Source organism: Streptomyces sp. H39-S7 (assembly GCF_027158205.1).
GTDB lineage: Bacteria > Actinomycetota > Actinomycetes > Streptomycetales > Streptomycetaceae > Actinacidiphila.
Genome location: NZ_JAPVLU010000009.1, coordinates 26168 through 44818, shown reverse-complemented (window position 1 = coordinate 44818; position 18651 = coordinate 26168). Strand labels below are relative to the sequence as shown.

Below are 18651 nucleotides of genomic sequence, written 5' to 3'. Positions count from 1 at the left end.
CCGGAACGAATGGGGACGAAGGACATGAGCGACGGCACGCTGGACGAGGATCTCTACCGGTTCGAAGACCTGCTGCCCGCCGAGGAGGCGGAGATCCTGCAGCGGGTCCGGACGTTCCTGCAGAAGGAAGTGGCGCCCCACGCCAACGACTGGTGGGGCCGGGCCGCCTTCCCCCACCACCTCATCCCGCGCTACGCCGAGCTCGACATCGCCGGCCTGCCGTACGAGGAGTGCCGCGGCACCCCCGTCACCAGCCTGCTGACCGGTTTCATCGCCCTGGAGATGGCCCGCGTCGACGCGTCCATGGCCACCTTCTACGGCGTGCACTCCGGTCTCGCCATGGGCAGCATCGCCCGCTGCGGTTCGCCCGAGCAGCGCCGTCGCTGGCTGCCGTCGATGGGCCGCATGGAGCAGATCGGCGCCTTCGCCCTCACCGAACCACAAGGCGGCTCCGACGTCGCGGCGGGTCTGCGGACCACCGCCCGGCGCGAGGGCGACACCTGGGTCCTGAACGGGGCGAAGCGCTGGACGGGCAACGCCACCTTCGCCGACCTGATCGTCGTGTGGGCCAAGGACGAGGACAGCGGACACGTCCTGGGATTCGTGGTCAGCGGTTCGGCGCCCGGTTTCACCGCCACCCCGATCGAGAACAAGATCGCGCTGCGGACCGTGGAGAACGCCGACATCGTCCTGAAGGACTGCCGCGTCCCCGAAGCCGACCGCCTGCAGAACGCGAACGGTTTCCGCGACACGGCGGACGTGCTGCGCCACACCCGCAGCGGCGTCGCCTGGGAAGCGGTCGGGGTCATGCTCGGGGCCTACCGGATCGCGCTGGACTACAGCCTCGAACGCGAACAGTTCGGAGGCCCGATCGCCCGATTCCAGCTGGTCCAGGACCTGCTGGTGCGGATGCTCGGGAACGCCACCGCCTGTCTGGGCATGGTCGTACGGCTGGCGCAGCTGGAGGACGCGGGCACGTTCCGCGACGAGCACTCCGCCCTGGCCAAGGCGTACTGCACCAGCCGCATGCGGGAGACCGTCGGCTGGGGCCGCGAACTGCTGGCCGGCAACGGCATCGTCCTGGACTACGGCATCGGGCGGTTCGTCGCCGACGCCGAGGCGCTCTATTCCTATGAGGGCACGCGGGAGATCAACACCCTGGTCACCGGGCGGGCGGTGACGGGCATCGGAGCGTTCGTCTGAGCCGGACGCGCGATCGATGCTCTCGTCGACGGGGCCGTCGTCGGCGGGCGGGGGCCAGGGGCGTGGTCCCGGCCCGCCGACAGGGCTCGTCAAAAGTGCGTGGAGATTCCGAAGACGCGACGCAGTTGCGCCATGTCGTGCAGATCGCGATCGGACGGTTCGTACCCCTGGTGGAAGGAGACCTGCTGCTCGGCGGACAGGCAGGCAACAGGCGTCCCCTGCACGCTGCCCGTCACGAAGCACGCGGAGGGATAGACGAAGGGACGCTCCGGCTCGGGCGACGCCTGCACCGCTGAACCGTCGGCGGAAAAGACCAGCGGGTGGAGGTCGATCTCGCGCTTGTCCGGAGCCGTCACCACGAAGCGGATCGGCCTCATGTCCAAGCTCTCCCCGAAGCCCTCCGTGGACAGGGCCGCCAGCACCGCGGCCTCCTGGTCCTGTCGGTGCATCAGATCAAGATCGCGGTGGTCCCGGGTCTGCTCGCCGATCAGAGCGTCGACTCCCCAGCCTCCACCGACCCAGACATCCACCTTCGCCCGCCGCAACAGGGCCAGGACGAACACCACGTCATCGGCTGTCATCACCCGACGCAGACTAGAAGCGCGGGCCGCCGACTGCGAATCATTTGCTGCGGGCGCGAGGGGATACCCCCGATTGTCCGGTACGCCCGGTGGCCGTGGGGCCCAGGGGAAGACCGCCGGCACGTGAGCTGTTGCACCCCATGACACGGTCGAGGTGGAGCCATCGGTACGGGAACGTCCCATGGCTTGTCCGAACGAGAAGGAGCGGTGGTCACGCGATGCGGGCGGTGCGGTTCTACAAGTACGGCGGGATCGATGTGCTGCGGGTGGAGGAGGTCGAGCGGCCCGTGCCCGGCCCCGGACAGGTGCTGGTCGAGGTCCGCGCTGCCGGGATCCAGCCCGGCGAGGTGATGATCCGCGAGGGCGCGCGGCACGGCCGCTGGCCGGCGACCTTCCCCTCCGGACAGGGCAGCGACCTGGCCGGAGTCGTGGTGGAGGCAGGACCGCAGGTGCGCGGCTTCGCGGTGGGGGACGAGGTGCTGGGCTTCACCCACAACCGGGCGAGCCACGCGGAGTTCGTCGCGGTCGAAGACGTGACAGTGACCTCACGTCCGCAGGGGCTGTCCTGGGACGTGGCCGGGTCGTTGTACGTGGCCGGCACGACCGCATACGCCACCGTTTTCGCGGTGGACCCCGGATCCGCCGACACGGTCGTCGTGTCCGGTGCGGCCGGCGGAGTCGGGTCCCTTGCCGTGCAGCTCGCGCGGCGGCGCGGCGCCACGGTGATCGGGCTGGCGAGCGAGCGGAACCACGCTTGGTTGAAGGACCGCGGAGTCATCCCGGTCGGGTACGGGGAGGGCGTGGCGGAACGGATCCGAGAGGCGTCCGGCGGGAGCGTCGACGCGTTCATCGACACGTTCGGCGAGGGCTACGTCGATCTGGCAGTGGAGCTGGGTGTACAGCCGGAGCGCATCAACACGATCCGCGACTGGCAGGCTGCGGCCAGGGTCGGTGCGCGGACCTACGGAGAAGGCTCGGCGGCGAGCGCGGTCGTGCTCGGCGAGCTGGCCCGGCTCGCCGCACGCGGCGAGTTGGAAGTGCCGATCGCCCGCACGTACCCGCTGGAGCGGGTGCGCGATGCGTTCCGCGAACTGGAACAGCGGCATACCCACGGCAAGATCGTGCTGCGGCCCTAGATCCGGCTCGCTCCGGTACACGGCGGTCGCCGTAGGGTCCTCGGCCAGGGGGCCATGCGGCATGATGTCGCTTGTGATCACTATTCATCTCAAGTACGAGATCGACGCCGACAAGCTCGCGGACTTCGAGGAGTACGGTCGCCGCTGGGTCCGACTCGTCAACCGCTTCGGCGGAACGCACCACGGCTACTTCCTGCCGAGCGAGGGTGACAGCGATATCGCGTACGCCCTCTTCTCCTTCCCCGGTTTCGCGGAGTACGAGCAGTACCGCAAGGACAGCCTGACCGACCCGGAAGGCCAGGAGACGATGCAACTGGCCCGCTCCACAGGCTGCATCAAGCGGTACGAGCGCCGCTTCCTGCGGCCCCTCGACGGTGAGACCGGGCAGTAGGGTGCGCCCATGACGATGACCTTGGATCCGGCCCGCACCGCGCTCGTCCTTGTCGACTTCATGCCGCGCATCGTCGCCCTGCCCCTGGCTCCGCGCTCGGGCGACGAGGCGTTGCTGGCGGCGTGCGGGCTGGCGGAGCGGTTTGCCGCGGCCGGGGCGCTCGTGGTGGCGGTGCGGGTGGATCGGCCGGGGGTGGCGGAGCAACCGCCCGGCAGCGAACTGCACCCGTCTGTCGCCCGGTTGGCGGGCAGCGTGGTGGTCAAGGGAACGGTCGGTGCCTTCCATGCCACCGGCCTGGACGAGCTGGTGCGCGCAAGAGGCGTCAGCACGCTGGTCTTCGGCGGCATCGCGACCAACATGGGTGTGGAGTCCACGGCTCGGGCCGCAAGTGACCTCGGCTACGAGCTGGTGTTCGCCGAGGACGCGATGACGGCCCTGTCCGCGGAGGAGCATGAGGCGGCGATCCGGCTCAACTTCCCGCGGTTCGGCACGGTGGTGGGCTGCTCGGAGCTGAGCGTGGCTGCAGCACCGGTTCACCACAGCCGATGAGCAGGCTGCGGCCGTGACTGGCACGGGCCGCTGACTCCGCCGCTCGTTCGGATAATGGAGTGACGTTGCCGGCGTCAGGATGCTTTCCTTCGAGGGAGTTGAATACGAGGAGTCACCTGTGTGGAAAAGCTCCGCAGCCGTCGAGCCGCTCGCCGTCGATGAGGTCGGTGCAATCGATGATTTCTCCTTGCCGTATCGACAGACGCTGAGGTGGGAGCGCCCGTCGGACCCCCCGGCGTGCCCCACAGCGTTCCTCGGGCAGGTGCAGTACCCGAGGCCCGGGAATACCTCGCTGGCCTGGGGAGCGAGGGTCGAAGGACAGCCGGTGGGGATCCTGTCCATCGGTGTGGGGGACGGCGAGGAGGGCGCGGACATCGTGCACTTCTTCGTTCACCCGGATTTCCGCCGCAGGGGTATCGGAAGCGCGCTGATGGCAAGCGCCGCCCAGCTCCTGCAAGGGCGAAGAGTCCTGAGCGCTTCCGCGCTGGTCATCGATCCGGAGACGGGCTCAAGCTCTGGCGAGGCATTCGCCGAGGCAACCGGCGCTGTGTGCAGAACGCGTTACCAACGGCTGACGCTGCGTATCGAAGCAGGTTCGATCGATTCCGGTAGGGACCATCCTGGATATGAGACCCTCCGTTGGCGCGGAGGTGTTCCCCCGGAGTATTTGCCTGCCTTCGCACAACTGTCCTCAAGCCTTGCGGCGGAAGAGGCTGCCCGCTCCGACAGCAAGCGAGCACCCGAGAAGACCGACGGCGAGAAGATCGACGCCCTGTACAAATCCCTACAAATGTGGGGCTACCGAACGTATGTGAGCGCCGTGCGGCACGTGCTGACGGGTGAGCTGGTCGCCTACTCCTCTCTCGGATTGGCCGAATCGCACCACCGACACGCCAGCCAGTGGGACACCATCGTCCGCCCGTCCCATCGGGGCCATGGCCTCGGCGCGAGCCTCAAGCGGGCGAACATGTCGTGGGCCATGGAGCACGAGCCGGAGCTGACTACCGTCACGGCATGGAATGCCATCGGAAACGATGCGATGGTGCACGTCAACGAGTCAGTGGGCTTCCGCCACGACACGGGCGGCGCAGTCTGGGAGTGGAATGTGTCCGGCCTGACCTGAGTGCGCATGAATCGGTGGCACCGGCACGACCTGCCCGCGGGTTCCTCCAGGACTCCGGCGGCATCGCGCTCGTGGCCATAGCCTGACGGGCGTGACGAAGGACTTCCGTGAGGCCATGCGGCTGATGCGAACGCGCGATCCACAACGTCGGGAGGACGGCTTCCACCGACTCCTGCCGCATGCCGCGGAGCATCTCGACGAGCTCCTCGAGCAGTTCGAACTGGAGCAGGACGACCAAGGTCTGCGCTGCTGGCTGCTCGAGCTCATCGGGGCCGCCCGATCTCCCGCTGCTCTGCCGACGCTCGGCGCGCAACTCAACAGCCCGGACGAGTTCCTGCGGTTCTGGGCCGCCGCGGGCCTGACCAAGCTCGACACCCCCGAGGCACGGACCCTGCTCTGGAAAGCCCGATCCAACGGCACGATCACATAGACGGCTGTCGCCGGCCGAGCCCTGGCCTTGGCGAAACTGCGGGCCAAGGCCAGGGCTCGGGCAGTCCCTTCGACAGATCGCAGACCCGTCTGGCACAGTACGCACATGACCTATGGAATCGAGTCCCACCGCGCCCTGTGAGCGCCCGCGACGGGCGCGACGCGCCCCCGGCCCCGCTCGCTTTGTACGACCACGCACTACGGCAGTTGCGGGAGGCTCCTGGCGGGATCCCGCGCCGCGGCGGTTTCCCCCTCCCCTCGAGCCCCGAACCGATCGAGTTCCCGGCGCTGACCTGGGACGGGTCGCGAGCCGCCATCCAGGATGCACTGACGCCGCTGCCCGGCGGCCCTGAGGAGTTGCGGCGACGTTTCACCGAGTTCGGTGTCCATGGCCATCACCGGTACATGATCCGGTCGGCCGTGGCGGAACTGACCGTTCCCGCCGGGCAGGAGGCGCCAGCCCGTGCTCTCGGCCGGCGGCTGACCCGTGCGGGAACCACGTGGCTCACCGTCGCCACCGGCATGGCCCTGCTCACCCGTTTCGGCGAGCCGGAGGATGTGCCCCATCTGCGCGTCCTGGGTCTGCTCAGGGATTTCTTGAGCCCGGCTGTCGACGCGCTCGACATCCTTGATCGTCCGGACGCCGCGCTGACCTGGCTTGCCGGCTACACGCGCCGCGAAGCCCTGCGCCCCCTCGTCAACGCCCTTTGGGCGCGGGACGCGGCTGCCGTCCATCAGGAACTGGTGGCCGTGCCTACGTCACGCAACTGCATGGACGGCACGGTCGCGCGCCGTATCGCGGAGGCCGCGCGACTGCCGGCCCTGCTCGACGACCACCCCGGCGACGCGCAACTTGTCGCCCAGGCCGGTGCCCTCCTCGCGCACATGGCGAGGAGCAGGTCACACCAGATCGAACTCCTTGCCTACCGCGACGCTCTCACCGTCTGCGAGGCCGTCGCCACACGGGCCGGGCAGTTGGCGCCTTGCGTCGAGCACTACGTCCTGCTGCTGTCGCTCGTCCTGGAGCTGAAGAGCGGCCCCGCCGCGCTGCTGGAGTGGGCCCCCGGCCGGCGCGGGGATCTGCTGGAGTCACTCGGGCGGCTGCTGTCCACGGCCCCGTGGGCCGCGGTGCCGGACGCCGCCTCCCGCCACGGGAACACTGACCAGCAGCGCCGCGCCGCGTGGATCCGGCGTACCTCCCGACAGCCGTTCGCCGGCCCGGCCACGTCCAGCCGACTGCGCGTCGAAGTGGTGACGGGCGATCCGGCTCACCTGCCTCCCCACGAAACCCGCATCCTGCTGGACGGGCGCCCGCTGGTCCCGTCGGCCTTCGGGCGGGGTCACGCAAACGCCCCGGTGTACCTGTTGGACGGGGGAAGACTGCGGGCGGGGCCAGAACCCCGTGAGGTGCAACTGGCGGAGGCCTCCTGCACGGAGGGGTGCTGCGGGGCGCTCTACGTCACCATCCGCCGGGCAGGCGACCATGTGCTGTGGCAGGGCTGGCGGCGCCCGCCGACCGCGGGACATTCCGAGGAGCCCCTGCCGGAACTGCCGGAATACCGCTTCGGCGCGGCCGCCTACGATGCGGAGATCGCCCGTGCGGAGACCGGCCGCCTTCGGCCCTGGTCGGCCTGCACCACGGCCAGGCTGATCGGCGGCCCCGCGTGAACGACCCGAGCTGCTGACGGGAAGAGGCCACGGGCCCAGGTCGGCCCTTTGGTTGGTGGCGCAGGCCGTGGATGAGACTCCCTGGGTCGGCGGTGGTCCGCCGGCCGCTACGTGGTGCCGGGATCGGGTGGTCGCGGGGGCGTTCATTCCGCGGGCGCGCCGCCTGGTGTTTCCGGCTTCGTTCCGGCCGTGGGAGTGGCGCGGCGCAGGGTGCGGATTGCCGGGATCGCGAGGAGGGCCACGCAGCCCGCCAGGCAGGTGCCCGCCGAGAGCAGCAGCAGCCGTTCGGGGGAGGCCAGCGCGGTGGCCGGGCCCGCCAGTATCTGGCCGAGCGCGATCCCGGACACCGAGCCGGCCAACTCGTACGCGCTGACCCGGTTGAGTACCGCGGCCGGGGTGTGGGTCTGCACGCTGGTCGCCCACATCACCGACCAGAACGCCAAGCCGCCGCCGGCGAGGGCGTGGCCCGCCAGCAGCACGGGCAGCGCGGCGTGCAACGCCACGCACAGTGGAAGAGCGGTGAACAGCGCCATCGCCAGCGCGCCGGCGGCCAGCGGCCGGGCCGGTCGCAGCCGCAGTGCCAGCAGGCCGCCGAGCACCGTTCCGACACCGAGGAAGGAGACGGCCAGGCCGTAGGTGTTCGGGCCGAGTCGGGCACCGATCAGGGCCGAGCTGAGTGGGACCAGCGGGCCGAACAGCAGCATGCCGTAGGCCACCCAGATCAGGATCACCGCCCACATCCAGGTGCGGGAGCGGAACTCGTGCCAGCCCTGGCGCAGGTCGCGGCGCAGGGAACTTCCGCTGCGTGCTGGGGTGTCGGCATCGGCTGGGGTGTGTGCGGGAGTGCCGACGGGGGCGAGGCGGATCAGTGCCAGGCACAGGGCGCTGAGCACGAAGGTGCCGGCGTCGATGGCGTACACGGTCCCGGCGCCGGTCAGCGCGATCAGCAACCCTGCCAGGGCCGGGCCGAGTAGTTGGGCGAGCGCGTCGGCCACTTTGAGCGTGGCGTTGGCTCGTTGCGGTTCGCGGGCGACCAGCGGGACCATCCCGTTCACCCCCGGCAGGAACATCGCGACGGCCGCACCCGCCAGTGCCGCCATGGTCACCAGCAGCCAGAACGGCGGGGACCCGAGGAAGAACGCGGCCGCGAGCACGCCCTGGGTGAGCACCCGGACGAGGTCCGCGCCGACCATCATGAGGCGCGCGCCGATCCGGTCGGCGAACACCCCGCCGAACAGGACCAGGACGACGAACGTCCCGGTCCAGGTGCCGAGGACCAGGCCGACCCCGGAGATCCCGTACAGCGGGCCGACCGCGAGCGCGGCGGCCACCGGCATCATCGCGTCGCCGACCAGCGAGACCGCGCGGGCGGTGAAATAGAGCGAGAAGCGCCGGTCCCACAACGGGGGCCGGGCGGGCGGCCGGTCGACGCCGGGGGTATCGGTGAGCGGTGAGGACGGGGTTCGAGCCTGCGTGGTGGTCACAACACGTCATCCTGGTCCGGACTAATCGGCCATCCCAGTGTCCTGAACGACATGATGGGGTACTTTCCCGCCATGACGCTTCGCTCGTTGCCGAAATCGCCGGCGCCGCACCGGGTGGTGGCACTGCTGCAGCCTCCGCAGTCGACCTTCCCGCTGGCCTGCGCCGCCGAGGTGTTCGGTGACCACGGGCCGGCCATCCCCGCCCGCTACGCGTTCGAGGTCTGCACCGAGCAGCCCGGCCCGGTGAGCACCCAGGCCGGATACGGCCTGCTGGTCACGGCGGGCCTGGACGCGCTGGAGCACGCGGACACCGTCCTGGTTCCCGGCTGGCAGCAGGCACCCGGCACCGAGGTGCCGCCGGCGGTGGTCGCGGCGGTCCTGCGAGCGCACCGGCGCGGCGCACGGATCGCCGGCATCTGCTCGGGCGCCTTCGTCCTCGCCGCCGCAGGGCTGCTGGATGGCCGGCGGGCCGCCACCCACTGGGCCCAGGCCGCCGAATTGGCCGCCCGGTTCCCGCAGGTGCAGGTCGACCCCGCGGTGCTCTATGTGGACCACGGCGACGTCGCCACCAGCGCCGGCTCGGCGGCCGGCGTGGACCTGTGCCTGCACCTGGTGCGTGCCGACCAGGGTGCCGCGTACGCGATGCGGATCGCCCGGCAGATGGTGATGCCGCCCCACCGCGAGGGCTGCCAGCTGCAGTACGCCGAACTCCCCACCTCCGGACCGGTCGCCGACTCGCTGGCCCCCCTGCTGGAGTGGGTGACCGGGCGCCTCGACCAGCCGGTCAGCGTCGCCGAAATGGCGGTCCGCTCCCAGGTCTCGGCCCGCACACTGACCCGCCGCTTCACCGAGCAACTGGGCATCAGCCCCGGACGCTGGCTGCTGGACCGGCGGATCGCCGCCACCCGCGCGTTGCTGGAGGAGACCGACCTGCCGGTGGAGACCATCGCGCACCGGGTCGGTCTCTCCTCGGCCGTCAACCTGCGCCGACGCTTCCACGAGGCCCTGCGCACCACACCCGCCGCCTATCGCCGCACCTTCCGCGCGGACGAGGTCAGATAGCGCGCTTCGCCCGTTGCCCGGCAGCCGTCAAGGACTGCGGTGATCCGCTCCCGCTGGAGTGAGCGTCCTGGACAACGTCAGCCGGCTCTGACCGCTGGTCGCTCCACAACTCGGCCGGCGCCGCGGGACGGAGCAAGCGCGGAGACCCGCCGCACCCTCACGGAATACCCCCATGGGGTATATGGTTCTGTGGTGTGACCAGAGCACGGGCCACACTGGACGGAATGGAGGACGAGGGTCATGGATCACAGCGCACACCGCACCGGCGCCGCTCGCGAGCACAGTGAGCACCAAGCGCACGCCGGTCCTGCCGGGCATCACATGGGCGGGGTGACATGGGGAGCCGCCGCGAAGGCGACGCTGCACTGCCTGACGGGGTGCGCCATCGGCGAAATCCTCGGCATGGCGGTCGGCACCGCCCTGATGTGGGGCAACGTTCCCACCATGGTCCTGGCGATTGTGCTGGCCTTCGTCTTCGGCTACTCCCTGACCCTGTTCGCGATCCGCAAGGCCGGCCTGGACTTCAGAACCGCGCTCAAGGTGGCACTGGCCGCCGACACCGTCTCCATCATCGTGATGGAACTCGTCGACAACGGGATCATCGCCCTGGTCCCCGGCGCCATGGACGCGCACCTGAACGAAGCCCTGTTCTGGACGTCACTGCTGGGCGGCTTCGTGATCGCCTTCCTGCTCACCACCCCGGTGAACAAGTGGATGATCGGCCGCGGCAAGGGCCACGCCGTCGTCCACGCCTACCACTGACCCCAGCAGCTGGAGACCGGCCACGGCTTGCGCGCCCTCACGGGTGTGGTGAGTCGTCGACAACCCTTGCCGAGGCAGTGATGAATCGCTCGAGGGCGGCGTCCGTTGCGGCGATGTCCGCGTGCCATTGAACTGCTGCCTGGGACACGGCGTTCGCACTGCTCGCACGGGTGCGTTGCGCTGCGGCCGCCCGAATGAGTGATAGGCAGTCGGCGAGCTCGGCCGCGGTTCCACTAACGACATCCGGACCGGCGATTCGAACGCTCTGTAATTGGAGACGGGCCCGATCGAAGCGTTCTGCGAACTCCCGCACGGTCTGCTCGAGCTGCTGACTCGTGAAGGAGCGGTCGTCGACCGGAGAGGCCGCTCGGTGCGTGAACAGGTCGTTCAACGGTGCCAGCAGGTCGCGCAGCACCTCGACCGCCATAAGGGCGTGAAGGTAGGACTCGCGTCGCAGGGCGACGAGTGCGCGACTCCGGTCGTCGGCCAGTCGCGTCTGGAACTCCGCACGCCGGACCTCGGCCTGCACCTGGCTCTGGCGTTCTTGGACCTCCAACTGCCGTTCAATCTGCTCTCGCTGGGCACGCAACTGGATCTCGAATTGTGCTTCCTGTGCGGCTGCCTGCCTGTTCTGAAGAGCCAGCTGTCTTTTTGCCGACACGTAGTTGATCGCGGCTCCGCCGACCACACCCGCCCCGCCGGCCAGCGCCAGGACGAGGGTGGTCGGGACGGACGTAGGCGTCGCGACGACGGCCCCGTGGAGGACGTCCGGCAGACCTGGCGCCGGCCCCAAGGGAAGGGTCATGACGACTCCGCGGAAGGGCTACCCGTTGATCCGGGATCCGCATCGCGTGCATCCGGCCCTCCCGGCCCTGCCAGTGCCGTGAGCAGAGCATCGGTCTCCTCGGCACTCCACCCGAATCGCACGCTCTCACGAAGGACCGTGACCCGACCCGCGGCCCGCTGGTCCATGAGAGCTGACGTCCCGCTCGCTCGCATAAAGTTTATCGCCAGTTCGCTCAGCCCCATGAGATGTGCACCGAGCGACGCATAGAAGTTCGTCGAGGCTGAGTTGGGAGTGAGGAGAAGCCCTGCCAGAGCTGTGTCCAGAAGGAGCTGTCCCTGTCCATCGGTGAGGTGCGCAGCCATGACCTTTTGCCGAACGGCTCCATCGGTGATGAATGCAGTTGCTGCCTCGATACCCTGGCTTACCGCCAAGTATGTGAGATATCCGAGGCCCTCGTACGGGTTGTAATAACCCGTCATCCTGCGGGCCAGATCAATAATTTCGGAACTTACGCGACTGGTCAGGACGTCCTCGTTCGCCCGCAGAAAGTGCGCGAAGGCAAGCGAATTGCTGCTGCGGGGCACTGTCAGCCACTCGCAGATGACGTCCGAAACGTAGGCTATCCTTCGGATCGCTGGTTCTTCGCCGGGAAATACTATCCGTAAGAACGCTCGAGGATCATCGCGAATCTCCGAGGTGAGAGCCTCCAACTGCTCTTTCACCAGATCAGAGGAGCCCCCAAGTTTTGACGTCAGGAAATCGAGACCCTCCTCCTCGCTTTCCAGGGTGGAGAATTCGTCGACCTCGTCTTCGCCGAGGAACGCCCGGCTCTTCATTCCGACGCGCATTTCCAACTGCCGGCGGAACTCCAGGCCAATCTTTTCCAGCTCGACGTCGGACGACCAGGTGAGATCGCAGGACGATATCATTTCTGCATTGATCGAAATGCTGTATCCCTGTTCTGGCTCGATGTCCTGGAAGCGCGCGCCAAATTCCACTAGGCGATCGACCAGGCTGGACGATGCGCGCGGGCTGCTCAGTAGCTGATACAAGGCCGTGTGGGCCGCTAACGATGACCCCAAGATATCCGTCAGGTCCTCTCCGATTTCGACCACTCCCTTCTCCGCGAGGAGAATCACCGTCCGGAATCGGAAGAACGGAGTGAACGTGTCGAGGACGCGGCGCGCAACCCTGCCCGCCTGCTCTGCCTCGATGTCGGCGAGTCGGGCGAGAGCGAGCACACGTGCCTCCGCCGCCGTATTCGGCTCCTCTGCGATCCGGGCGAGCAGCGCCGCACACCCGCCCTCAGCCAGTGCGTCCATGAACTGACTGCTCCCCATGTAGAGAGCCCCTTGCTCCAACCGGGCCCGCCGGAGCAGTCCCAGTGCAGCCTCGCCGCTGCCGGGCACGTCATGGGCTGCCAGAACCGCGATCAGATCCCCCTGGAACGAATGATCCGGTTTCTCTTCACGGGCCAGGCCGATGACAGCCGCCATGTCAAGACCGGTCTGCCGTGCGCGTCTCCCGGGCGCCAGCAAGGTGCACGCCAGCCTGGTGCGGATCCACGATGGCGCCCCGGAGTCGTTCACAATCCCGACGGCCATGTCCTGCGCCTCGCCGACCTCCAGTAGCGCCGTGATCGTCCGAAGTTTCAGATCCACCGGTAGCGGCGACTTGACATGCGCCTGGAGCGCCTCAATCCCGACCGGTCCCAGCTCGGCAAGTGCACTGGCCAGGCGCTTTCGTTCCAGCCAAGGCACGCTCGTCTGACCCAGCAGCGCGCACGCGTCGGCGACGACGTCTGCCTCGCCCCTGCGCAACAGATTCTCCAGAAGGGTGACGACAGTGCCCCCCGGGATACCGGGGTCGCGGAGCACGGTGATCGTGTCAGGAGGCGGGTCGTTCTCGCCCAATCCCAGCAATTCGGCAATGAGCGAGGCCCTGAGCGCCCAGGTCGTGAGTGGATCGGCGGCCATCTCCTTGGCGAGGGCGATCCAATGGATATCGCCAAGGTGGACGAGAACTTGTCCTGCGGCGGATCTGATCAGGACGGGCATTTTCTGGTCGCGAAGGATCTCGGCCATCAGCGCGCCCCCTGCCGCCGTCTCTACCGGGACCGCCGCGATCAGGCGCTGGCGTCCCACCAGGGTGCGTGATCCATGGATAGCTCGCCGCAGTTGAGCCAAGCCCTCCGTGTCGTTGGCTCTCACGATTGCTCGGGCGAGCCCCGCCCGGTAGCCGGTCGGGATCTCTGCATCCGCGACGCGTGCGCGCGCTTCTTCGAGGCCTTTGACGTCACCGGTCTCGGCTAGTGCAGCGACCAGTTTCAACCTGGTCCGCCGGGACAGATCCGCGTCGTCGATCATCTTCTGCGCCGTGGCGGCCACGCCCTCCACTCCGGCGAGGACCATGTCCCCGAGCAGATTCAGGGCACGGTCACGGTCGAACGGCCGTGGGGCGGTCGCCGCGGCGGCCGTCCGGCTGACCACCTTTCGGGTCAGTTCCGGGTCGAGGCGCCCGACGACCCCGATCAGGCAGCGGCCGGCGAGGAGCGTCTGCTCACGCCAGCTGTCCTGATCGGCGTCGATGAAGAGCCGGACCAACCGATCCGGCTGTGCCATGAGGGCGGCTGCCAGCGGCCAGATCTGTTCCCAGGCCGAGTCGAACCACCGATGGCGGCGCACGACCTCCCGCAGGTCCGACGGGTCCAAGCCCGCGACATAGGCGGCCACGCAGAACTCGCTGAGCACGGGGTGAGCGAAGCGGATCGTCGAGGCGCCGCCGTCGCCACCATCGAAGGAGAGGAGGCCGTCGAACATGTACTCCCACCGCAGGAGGGCTGCTCGCGGCAGCTCCGCGTCCTTCTGCGGCTGCAGCACCTGCCACATGGCACGTCGGATCCGCGCACCTTCCACGGCCTGCTCGAACCGCGGATGGGCGGCGAGAGCCGCATCGAGTTCCGCCACGGGGAAGCGGTCGATCCTGGACCTCCAGGATCGGGTGAGCGACCCCAGCGCCTGAACGAGCACTTCGAGACGGAGCCGGGAATCCGGCGGGCTGCAAGGATCCATCGCCTGGCTTGTGGGGAAGCGCCATGAACCGGAGAGCGAAGCCGCCACGACCGCCTGATACAACATGGCGCGAGAGGTGGGCAGAGCGCGTACGTCGTCGCCTTCGGAGACCAGACCGCAGAGAAATGCGGCCAGCAGAGGAACGCGCGCCAGCGCCCGCAGTTCAGGACGGTCCTTCAAACCCGCTTCGTAGCGCGCGGCGAGCACCGGATTGTCCGCGAACCAAGCACGGGCGAAGGCGTAGACCTGGCCGACGGAAAAGCCTACGACGTCGGCTCGGAAGCACCCGGCAGGAAGCACCGACATCACATCTCTGAGCCCTGCAGCCTGCGGACGGGATGTCAGGACGAGGCTGTTGCCATGATTCACGAGCGGTTTGAGCGCACCGAGCACGCGCCCGCATTCAAACGTGCTCGCCTCGTCCAGGGCGTCCAGGCAGGTGACCAGTCGGCCGTCCGCGTAGGCCAAACGGACGACCGCTTCGATGTCCGGCCCGACAGGCTCATCCGTGAGCCGGATCGCAGCCTCTGTCCGGAGCGCCTCGATCAATGCTTCCACTGCGACGTCGTCGGTAATGCGCCCGGACAAGGCATTTCCCAGAGCCGAGCAATCTGTCAGAAGCGGGATACGTTCGGACGCCGACGGGTTGTTCTCAGCGTTGAGCCGGGCGAGCCCTTCGCGCGCGAGTGCGTCGGTGTGCATGCTCAAGAGATGGGACTTGCCCATTCCGGGTGTCCCGGTCAGGACCACCACAGCCCATCGCGTGGTGAGTGGTACCCAGCGGAAGACGCCGTTCTCGGTTCCTGCGGCCTCAGCCCCGCCGACTGCCGATGCGCCGCTTTCCCTTACCGTTGAAGAGGCGCCGGCGTCGTGACCGTGATCGTTCCTGGCACCCGATCTGATGGCACGTACCGACGGTATCTGCTCCAGATCGCCGATGGTCCTGTCGGGCGGCTTGATGACAGGGCGCTCTACGACGAGGGCGCGAACGAGTTCGAAGTAGCGGCGGGTCGCCGTGTTCAGGTCGGTGACCGTATCACCGCACAGTCGGGCGAACGCCCAGCGTCGATCCTTCTGGTGGAAGGCCGCGTTCGCAGACCAGAGTTCCGGCTTATGGTCCCGGATCGTTTGCACGCTCACCGCGAGGCCACCGAGCGACTGATCACCCCTGCGTTTTCCTTTGGTCACTCCGACGACCTGGCCGGACAGCAGGTCGAGCAGGGGTCCCCCACTCAATCCGGGATCGACGTACCCGCCGGCGCACTTGATGAGGGGGAAGCCCTCGTCGGGCTTGACGGTCTCGAAGTTCAACCGCGCGCTGTCAGGCGTCTTGCTGCGGCCGGTGGCACCGAGGGAGTGTCCCTCGGCCAACAGGGGTCCTCGAGGCCGGTCATCCCCAAGGAGCACGCAGGGATGGCCGTTGGCAGTGTCACCCACCACCCGCAGCAACGCCAGGTCGGGCAGGGGGTACGGACGGGCACCGGTGACCGTCTCAGGCCATAACCACTCTTCTGCCAATATGCCGAGGTCCAGGCCGTTCCAGCTCGCGCTGGCGCAGTGGCGAGCAGACGCCACGACGTGGGCCGCAGTGAGAATGAGACGTTCCGTCACAAAGAAGCCGGACCCCAGTGCCTTGTCCTGAGCGTCGCGCAGGAGCACGGTGCAGCTCCGGAGGTGGGCCTCGAGCGCGGCCGTCATGCCGGGTCCTGAGTGGGGTACTCCCACTCAAGGGTCAGCTTCAGGGCGCCGCTCGCTCCGGTGTCCGAGAAGAACGCGACGATCTGGCCGGAGGGTGCGTCCACTCCCACACTCAACTCGACGCGAGCTCGTCGCGGCCTGATCCGTTCCATCGCCAGACGTAAGGACTCGCCTATTTCGCCGGCGGTGTCCACGAGATCGGAGAAGTCGACCTGGAACGACACGTCGTCGTACGTACCTTCGGTGGCGCCGGCGCTGTCAGGGCTGCTGCCGCCGTTATGGGTGTGACTCGAACCCTCGACCGGAAGGAGGATCTCCCGTCCACTGGGAAGTGCAATTGATACCAGCATCCGCCACCCCGCTCCGCGTACGAATCGCGCCCAAGGGAAATGCTACGCGCGGAAGTGCGGCATCACGGGAGTCTTTGGCCGATTCCTCTTGGCGTCCACAAGGCTTCCATCGGAATGCGTTCGAATAGTTGTTCCTGTTCCTGTCCGACTTCCTGCCCGGGTTCGGCGCGAGCGGTGCAGGATTTGCTGTCCTGTCGGCCATGGGGCCGGCACGTGCTGGTAGTCGTGGCCGTGCACCGGGCGGACGAGCGCCCCGTGAGCTGTTGCGTTCATGGAGCCGTTCTTCCCCGCGAACTGAGGTCGATGGAGCGTCAGCGCGGATAGCGCACGATCAGCAGTGCTTCGACGTCTCCGGCGGGTGCCTGGTACAGGTGCGGGACGTCGGCGGGCCAACTGGCGTGCATGCCGGGGCCGATCGGGACGGGATCGTCGAGCTCGCCGACGCGCGCCGTGCCGGCGAGGACGATGATGTGCTCGGTCGTGCCGGGGGAGTGGGCGGCGGACTCCTGCGTCGTTCCGGAGCGGATCCGGATCCGGTAGGTCTCCGTGACCGAGGTGTCGGTCTCGAACCGCTCGGTGAGGACGGCGTCCACGGCGTGGCCGGAGATCGCGGCGGGGGAGGGCGAGAGTTCGTGCAACGCGGTGCTCAGCGGCACCTTGAGCGCTGTCGTCAGCGCGTAGAGCGTCTCCAGAGTGGGATTTCGTCGGCCGCTCTCCAGTTCGGAGAGCGTTCCCTTGCCGATCTTGGATTGGCGCGCCAGCTCGGACAGTGATATCCCCTGCGCCTCGCGCAGCTCCCGCAAACGCAAGCCGACGCTGGCGGCCAGATCCATGGTGCTCCTTCTCGTCTGCCTCGTCTGCGCAAACTGATTGATCCCAGCCCCCGGTGCCCCTATCGTTCCACATACAGAACGTTCCGTATATGGAACACATGACAGCGTCACGCTGCCTGGAGGAGTCCCATGGTGCCCAAGGAAGGCACGTCCCTGCCCACGCGCAGCGAGGAGGTGGCCCGTGCCCTTGCCGAGGCCGGCATCGGCGGCCGCGTGCGCCAGTTGACCGCATCGGCGCGCACGGCAGCCGAGGCTGCCGCTGCCCTGGGGTGTGACGTGGGCGCCATCGCCAACAGCCTCGTGTTCATTTCCGACGACGAGCCCGTCCTGGTACTGACCAGCGGTCGGCACCAGGTGGACACCTCCGCCCTTGCCGCCCGGTGGGGGCGTGGCAAACTCCGGCGCGCCACCCCGGAGCAGGTCCGTCAAGCCACCGGGCAGGCCATCGGAGGCGTTGCTCCGGTCGGCCATCCCCAGGCCCTTCCGACCGTGGTCGATGCGGCCCTGACCGACTACCCCCAGCTCTGGGCCGCCGCCGGGACTCCCCACACGGTGTTCCCCACCACCGCCGACGAACTCCTGCGACTCACGGGCGGACTGCTGCTCCCCGTCGGCCCGTGACCCGGCGGGTCCTTCGCCCTCCCGTCCATGCCGGACCGGCCATCGCGCTCGGCTTGGCGTTCGTCAGGTCGGGCGGGGCGGCGCACACAGGCGTCTCGACATCAGGGAGTGGCGCTGAGGCAGGAGGGGAGATCGTGGATCTCACGGCCCGGCTGAATGCCGGGAACTACTGTCGCGGGCATGGTCGAACACGATGCCCTCACCGTCACCCGCGAGGCCTACGACGCCGTGGCCCCCACCTACGCGGAGCTGTTCCGCGACACGCTGCCTGACAGGCCTCTGGACCGCGCGATCTTGAATGTCTTCGCCGAGGCCGTGAGCGCCGGTGGGGGGCTCCATGTCGCGGACCTGGGGTGTGGGCCGGGTCATATCACCGCCTATCTCGACGAGTTGGGGCTCACCGCGTTCGGCGTCGATGCCTCTCCTGCGATGATCGAGTTGGCTCGACAGGCCTGTCCGGGCCTGCGGTTCGAGGTGGGCGCGATGGCCGCGTTGGACATCGCTGACGGCGCGCTGGGCGGCGTACTCTCACGGTGGTCCATCATCCACACTCCGCCGCCCGAACTCCCGCCCATCCTGGCGGAGTTCCATCGGGTACTGGCGCCCGGCGGCCACCTCCTGCTCGGCTTTTCGGCAAGCGACGATCCGTCCCACCCGACGCAGGTCTTCGATCACACGGTCGCGCCGGCCTATCGGTGGTCGCCTGATCACCTCGCCACGATGCTGCGCGCGTCCGGGTTGGCCGAGGTGGCCCGGATGGTTCGCGAACCTCAGCCCACCGACCGACGTCAGTTCCGGGAGGTTCACCTGCTCGCCCGTAAGGCTGGGGCGGTGGAGCCGTAGCCCTCCGGAAGGGTGGATGTGTTCCCGTCAGGCAGTGCGAGCCAAAGGCGGGAGGGGGGA

The 18651-nt window shown here is 68.5% G+C and carries 17 protein-coding genes; 11 read left to right on the top strand and 6 right to left on the bottom strand.

Annotated features, from left to right (window positions below; all coding sequences use genetic code 11):
* The first annotated feature begins 24 nt into the window (after positions 1-24).
* On the top strand, positions 25-1203 hold the full coding sequence (locus O3X23_RS10560; RefSeq protein ID WP_269271018.1) for an acyl-CoA dehydrogenase family protein: 1179 nt from the start codon (positions 25-27) through the stop codon (positions 1201-1203).
* A gap of 89 nt (positions 1204-1292) precedes the next feature.
* Here O3X23_RS10560 and O3X23_RS10555 read toward each other — a convergent pair whose 3' ends face one another.
* Complete coding sequence (locus O3X23_RS10555) at positions 1293-1784, bottom strand: nucleotidyltransferase domain-containing protein (protein ID WP_269271017.1); 492 nt, start codon at positions 1782-1784, stop codon at positions 1293-1295.
* A gap of 218 nt (positions 1785-2002) precedes the next feature.
* Here O3X23_RS10555 and O3X23_RS10550 point away from each other — a divergent pair, with 218 nt between their 5' ends.
* From O3X23_RS10550 to O3X23_RS10525, 6 genes are all read left to right on the top strand, one after another.
* Positions 2003-2920, top strand: a complete 918-nt coding sequence (locus O3X23_RS10550) for an NADP-dependent oxidoreductase (protein WP_269271016.1) — start codon at positions 2003-2005, stop codon at positions 2918-2920.
* Positions 2921-2993: 73 nt separating this feature from the next.
* A complete protein-coding gene (locus tag O3X23_RS10545) occupies positions 2994-3311 on the top strand; it encodes an NIPSNAP family protein (RefSeq protein WP_269271015.1) in 318 nt (105 codons plus the stop codon).
* A 9-nt stretch (positions 3312-3320) separates the two neighbouring features.
* Positions 3321-3860 carry an isochorismatase family protein gene (locus O3X23_RS10540; RefSeq protein ID WP_269271014.1) on the top strand — a complete coding sequence of 180 codons (540 nt, stop codon included), beginning with the start codon at positions 3321-3323 and terminating at the stop codon, positions 3858-3860.
* Positions 3861-3939: 79 nt separating this feature from the next.
* Positions 3940-4983: a GNAT family N-acetyltransferase gene (locus O3X23_RS10535; protein ID WP_269271013.1), complete on the top strand. Its 1044-nt coding sequence runs from the start codon at positions 3940-3942 to the stop codon at positions 4981-4983.
* A 91-nt stretch (positions 4984-5074) separates the two neighbouring features.
* The gene (locus tag O3X23_RS10530) at positions 5075-5413 is read left to right on the top strand and encodes a HEAT repeat domain-containing protein (RefSeq protein ID WP_269271012.1); all 339 of its coding nucleotides are present in this window, start codon (positions 5075-5077) and stop codon (positions 5411-5413) included.
* A gap of 137 nt (positions 5414-5550) precedes the next feature.
* A complete protein-coding gene (locus tag O3X23_RS10525) occupies positions 5551-7080 on the top strand; it encodes a hypothetical protein (protein WP_269271011.1) in 1530 nt (509 codons plus the stop codon).
* A gap of 143 nt (positions 7081-7223) precedes the next feature.
* Here the strand turns inward: O3X23_RS10525 and O3X23_RS10520 are convergent, their stop codons facing one another.
* The gene (locus O3X23_RS10520) at positions 7224-8564 is read right to left on the bottom strand and encodes an MFS transporter (protein ID WP_269271010.1); all 1341 of its coding nucleotides are present in this window, start codon (positions 8562-8564) and stop codon (positions 7224-7226) included.
* Positions 8565-8636: 72 nt separating this feature from the next.
* Here O3X23_RS10520 and O3X23_RS10515 point away from each other — a divergent pair, with 72 nt between their 5' ends.
* Complete coding sequence (locus O3X23_RS10515; protein ID WP_269271009.1) at positions 8637-9626, top strand: GlxA family transcriptional regulator; 990 nt, start codon at positions 8637-8639, stop codon at positions 9624-9626.
* A 240-nt stretch (positions 9627-9866) separates the two neighbouring features.
* Positions 9867-10388: a DUF4396 domain-containing protein gene (locus tag O3X23_RS10510; RefSeq protein WP_269271008.1), complete on the top strand. Its 522-nt coding sequence runs from the start codon at positions 9867-9869 to the stop codon at positions 10386-10388.
* Positions 10389-10425: 37 nt separating this feature from the next.
* On the opposite strand, the gene O3X23_RS10505 is transcribed toward O3X23_RS10510, so the two are convergent.
* The 4 genes from O3X23_RS10505 to O3X23_RS10490 all read right to left on the bottom strand — a co-directional run bounded on the left by O3X23_RS10505 (position 10426) and on the right by O3X23_RS10490 (position 17127).
* Entirely contained in the window at positions 10426-11193 is a 768-nt protein-coding gene (locus O3X23_RS10505) for a hypothetical protein (RefSeq protein WP_269271007.1), read from the bottom strand.
* Positions 11190-15944, bottom strand: coding sequence for a serine protease (locus O3X23_RS10500; protein ID WP_269271006.1), 4755 nt, complete (start codon positions 15942-15944; stop codon positions 11190-11192). Before O3X23_RS10500 ends, O3X23_RS10505 begins: the two co-directional genes overlap by 4 nt.
* The gene (locus tag O3X23_RS10495; protein ID WP_269271005.1) at positions 15941-16294 is read right to left on the bottom strand and encodes a CU044_2847 family protein; all 354 of its coding nucleotides are present in this window, start codon (positions 16292-16294) and stop codon (positions 15941-15943) included. Before O3X23_RS10495 ends, O3X23_RS10500 begins: the two co-directional genes overlap by 4 nt.
* A 311-nt stretch (positions 16295-16605) precedes the next feature.
* Positions 16606-17127 (bottom strand): helix-turn-helix domain-containing protein, encoded by a 522-nt coding sequence (locus tag O3X23_RS10490; RefSeq protein WP_269271004.1) that lies wholly within the window; start codon positions 17125-17127, stop codon positions 16606-16608.
* A 129-nt stretch (positions 17128-17256) separates the two neighbouring features.
* Between O3X23_RS10490 and O3X23_RS10485 the strand changes: the two genes are divergently transcribed.
* Both O3X23_RS10485 and O3X23_RS10480 read left to right on the top strand, forming a co-directional pair.
* Positions 17257-17748: a YbaK/EbsC family protein gene (locus O3X23_RS10485; protein ID WP_269271003.1), complete on the top strand. Its 492-nt coding sequence runs from the start codon at positions 17257-17259 to the stop codon at positions 17746-17748.
* Positions 17749-17928: 180 nt separating this feature from the next.
* A complete protein-coding gene (locus tag O3X23_RS10480) occupies positions 17929-18591 on the top strand; it encodes a class I SAM-dependent DNA methyltransferase (RefSeq protein WP_269271002.1) in 663 nt (220 codons plus the stop codon).
* The last annotated feature ends 60 nt before the right edge of the window (positions 18592-18651 follow it).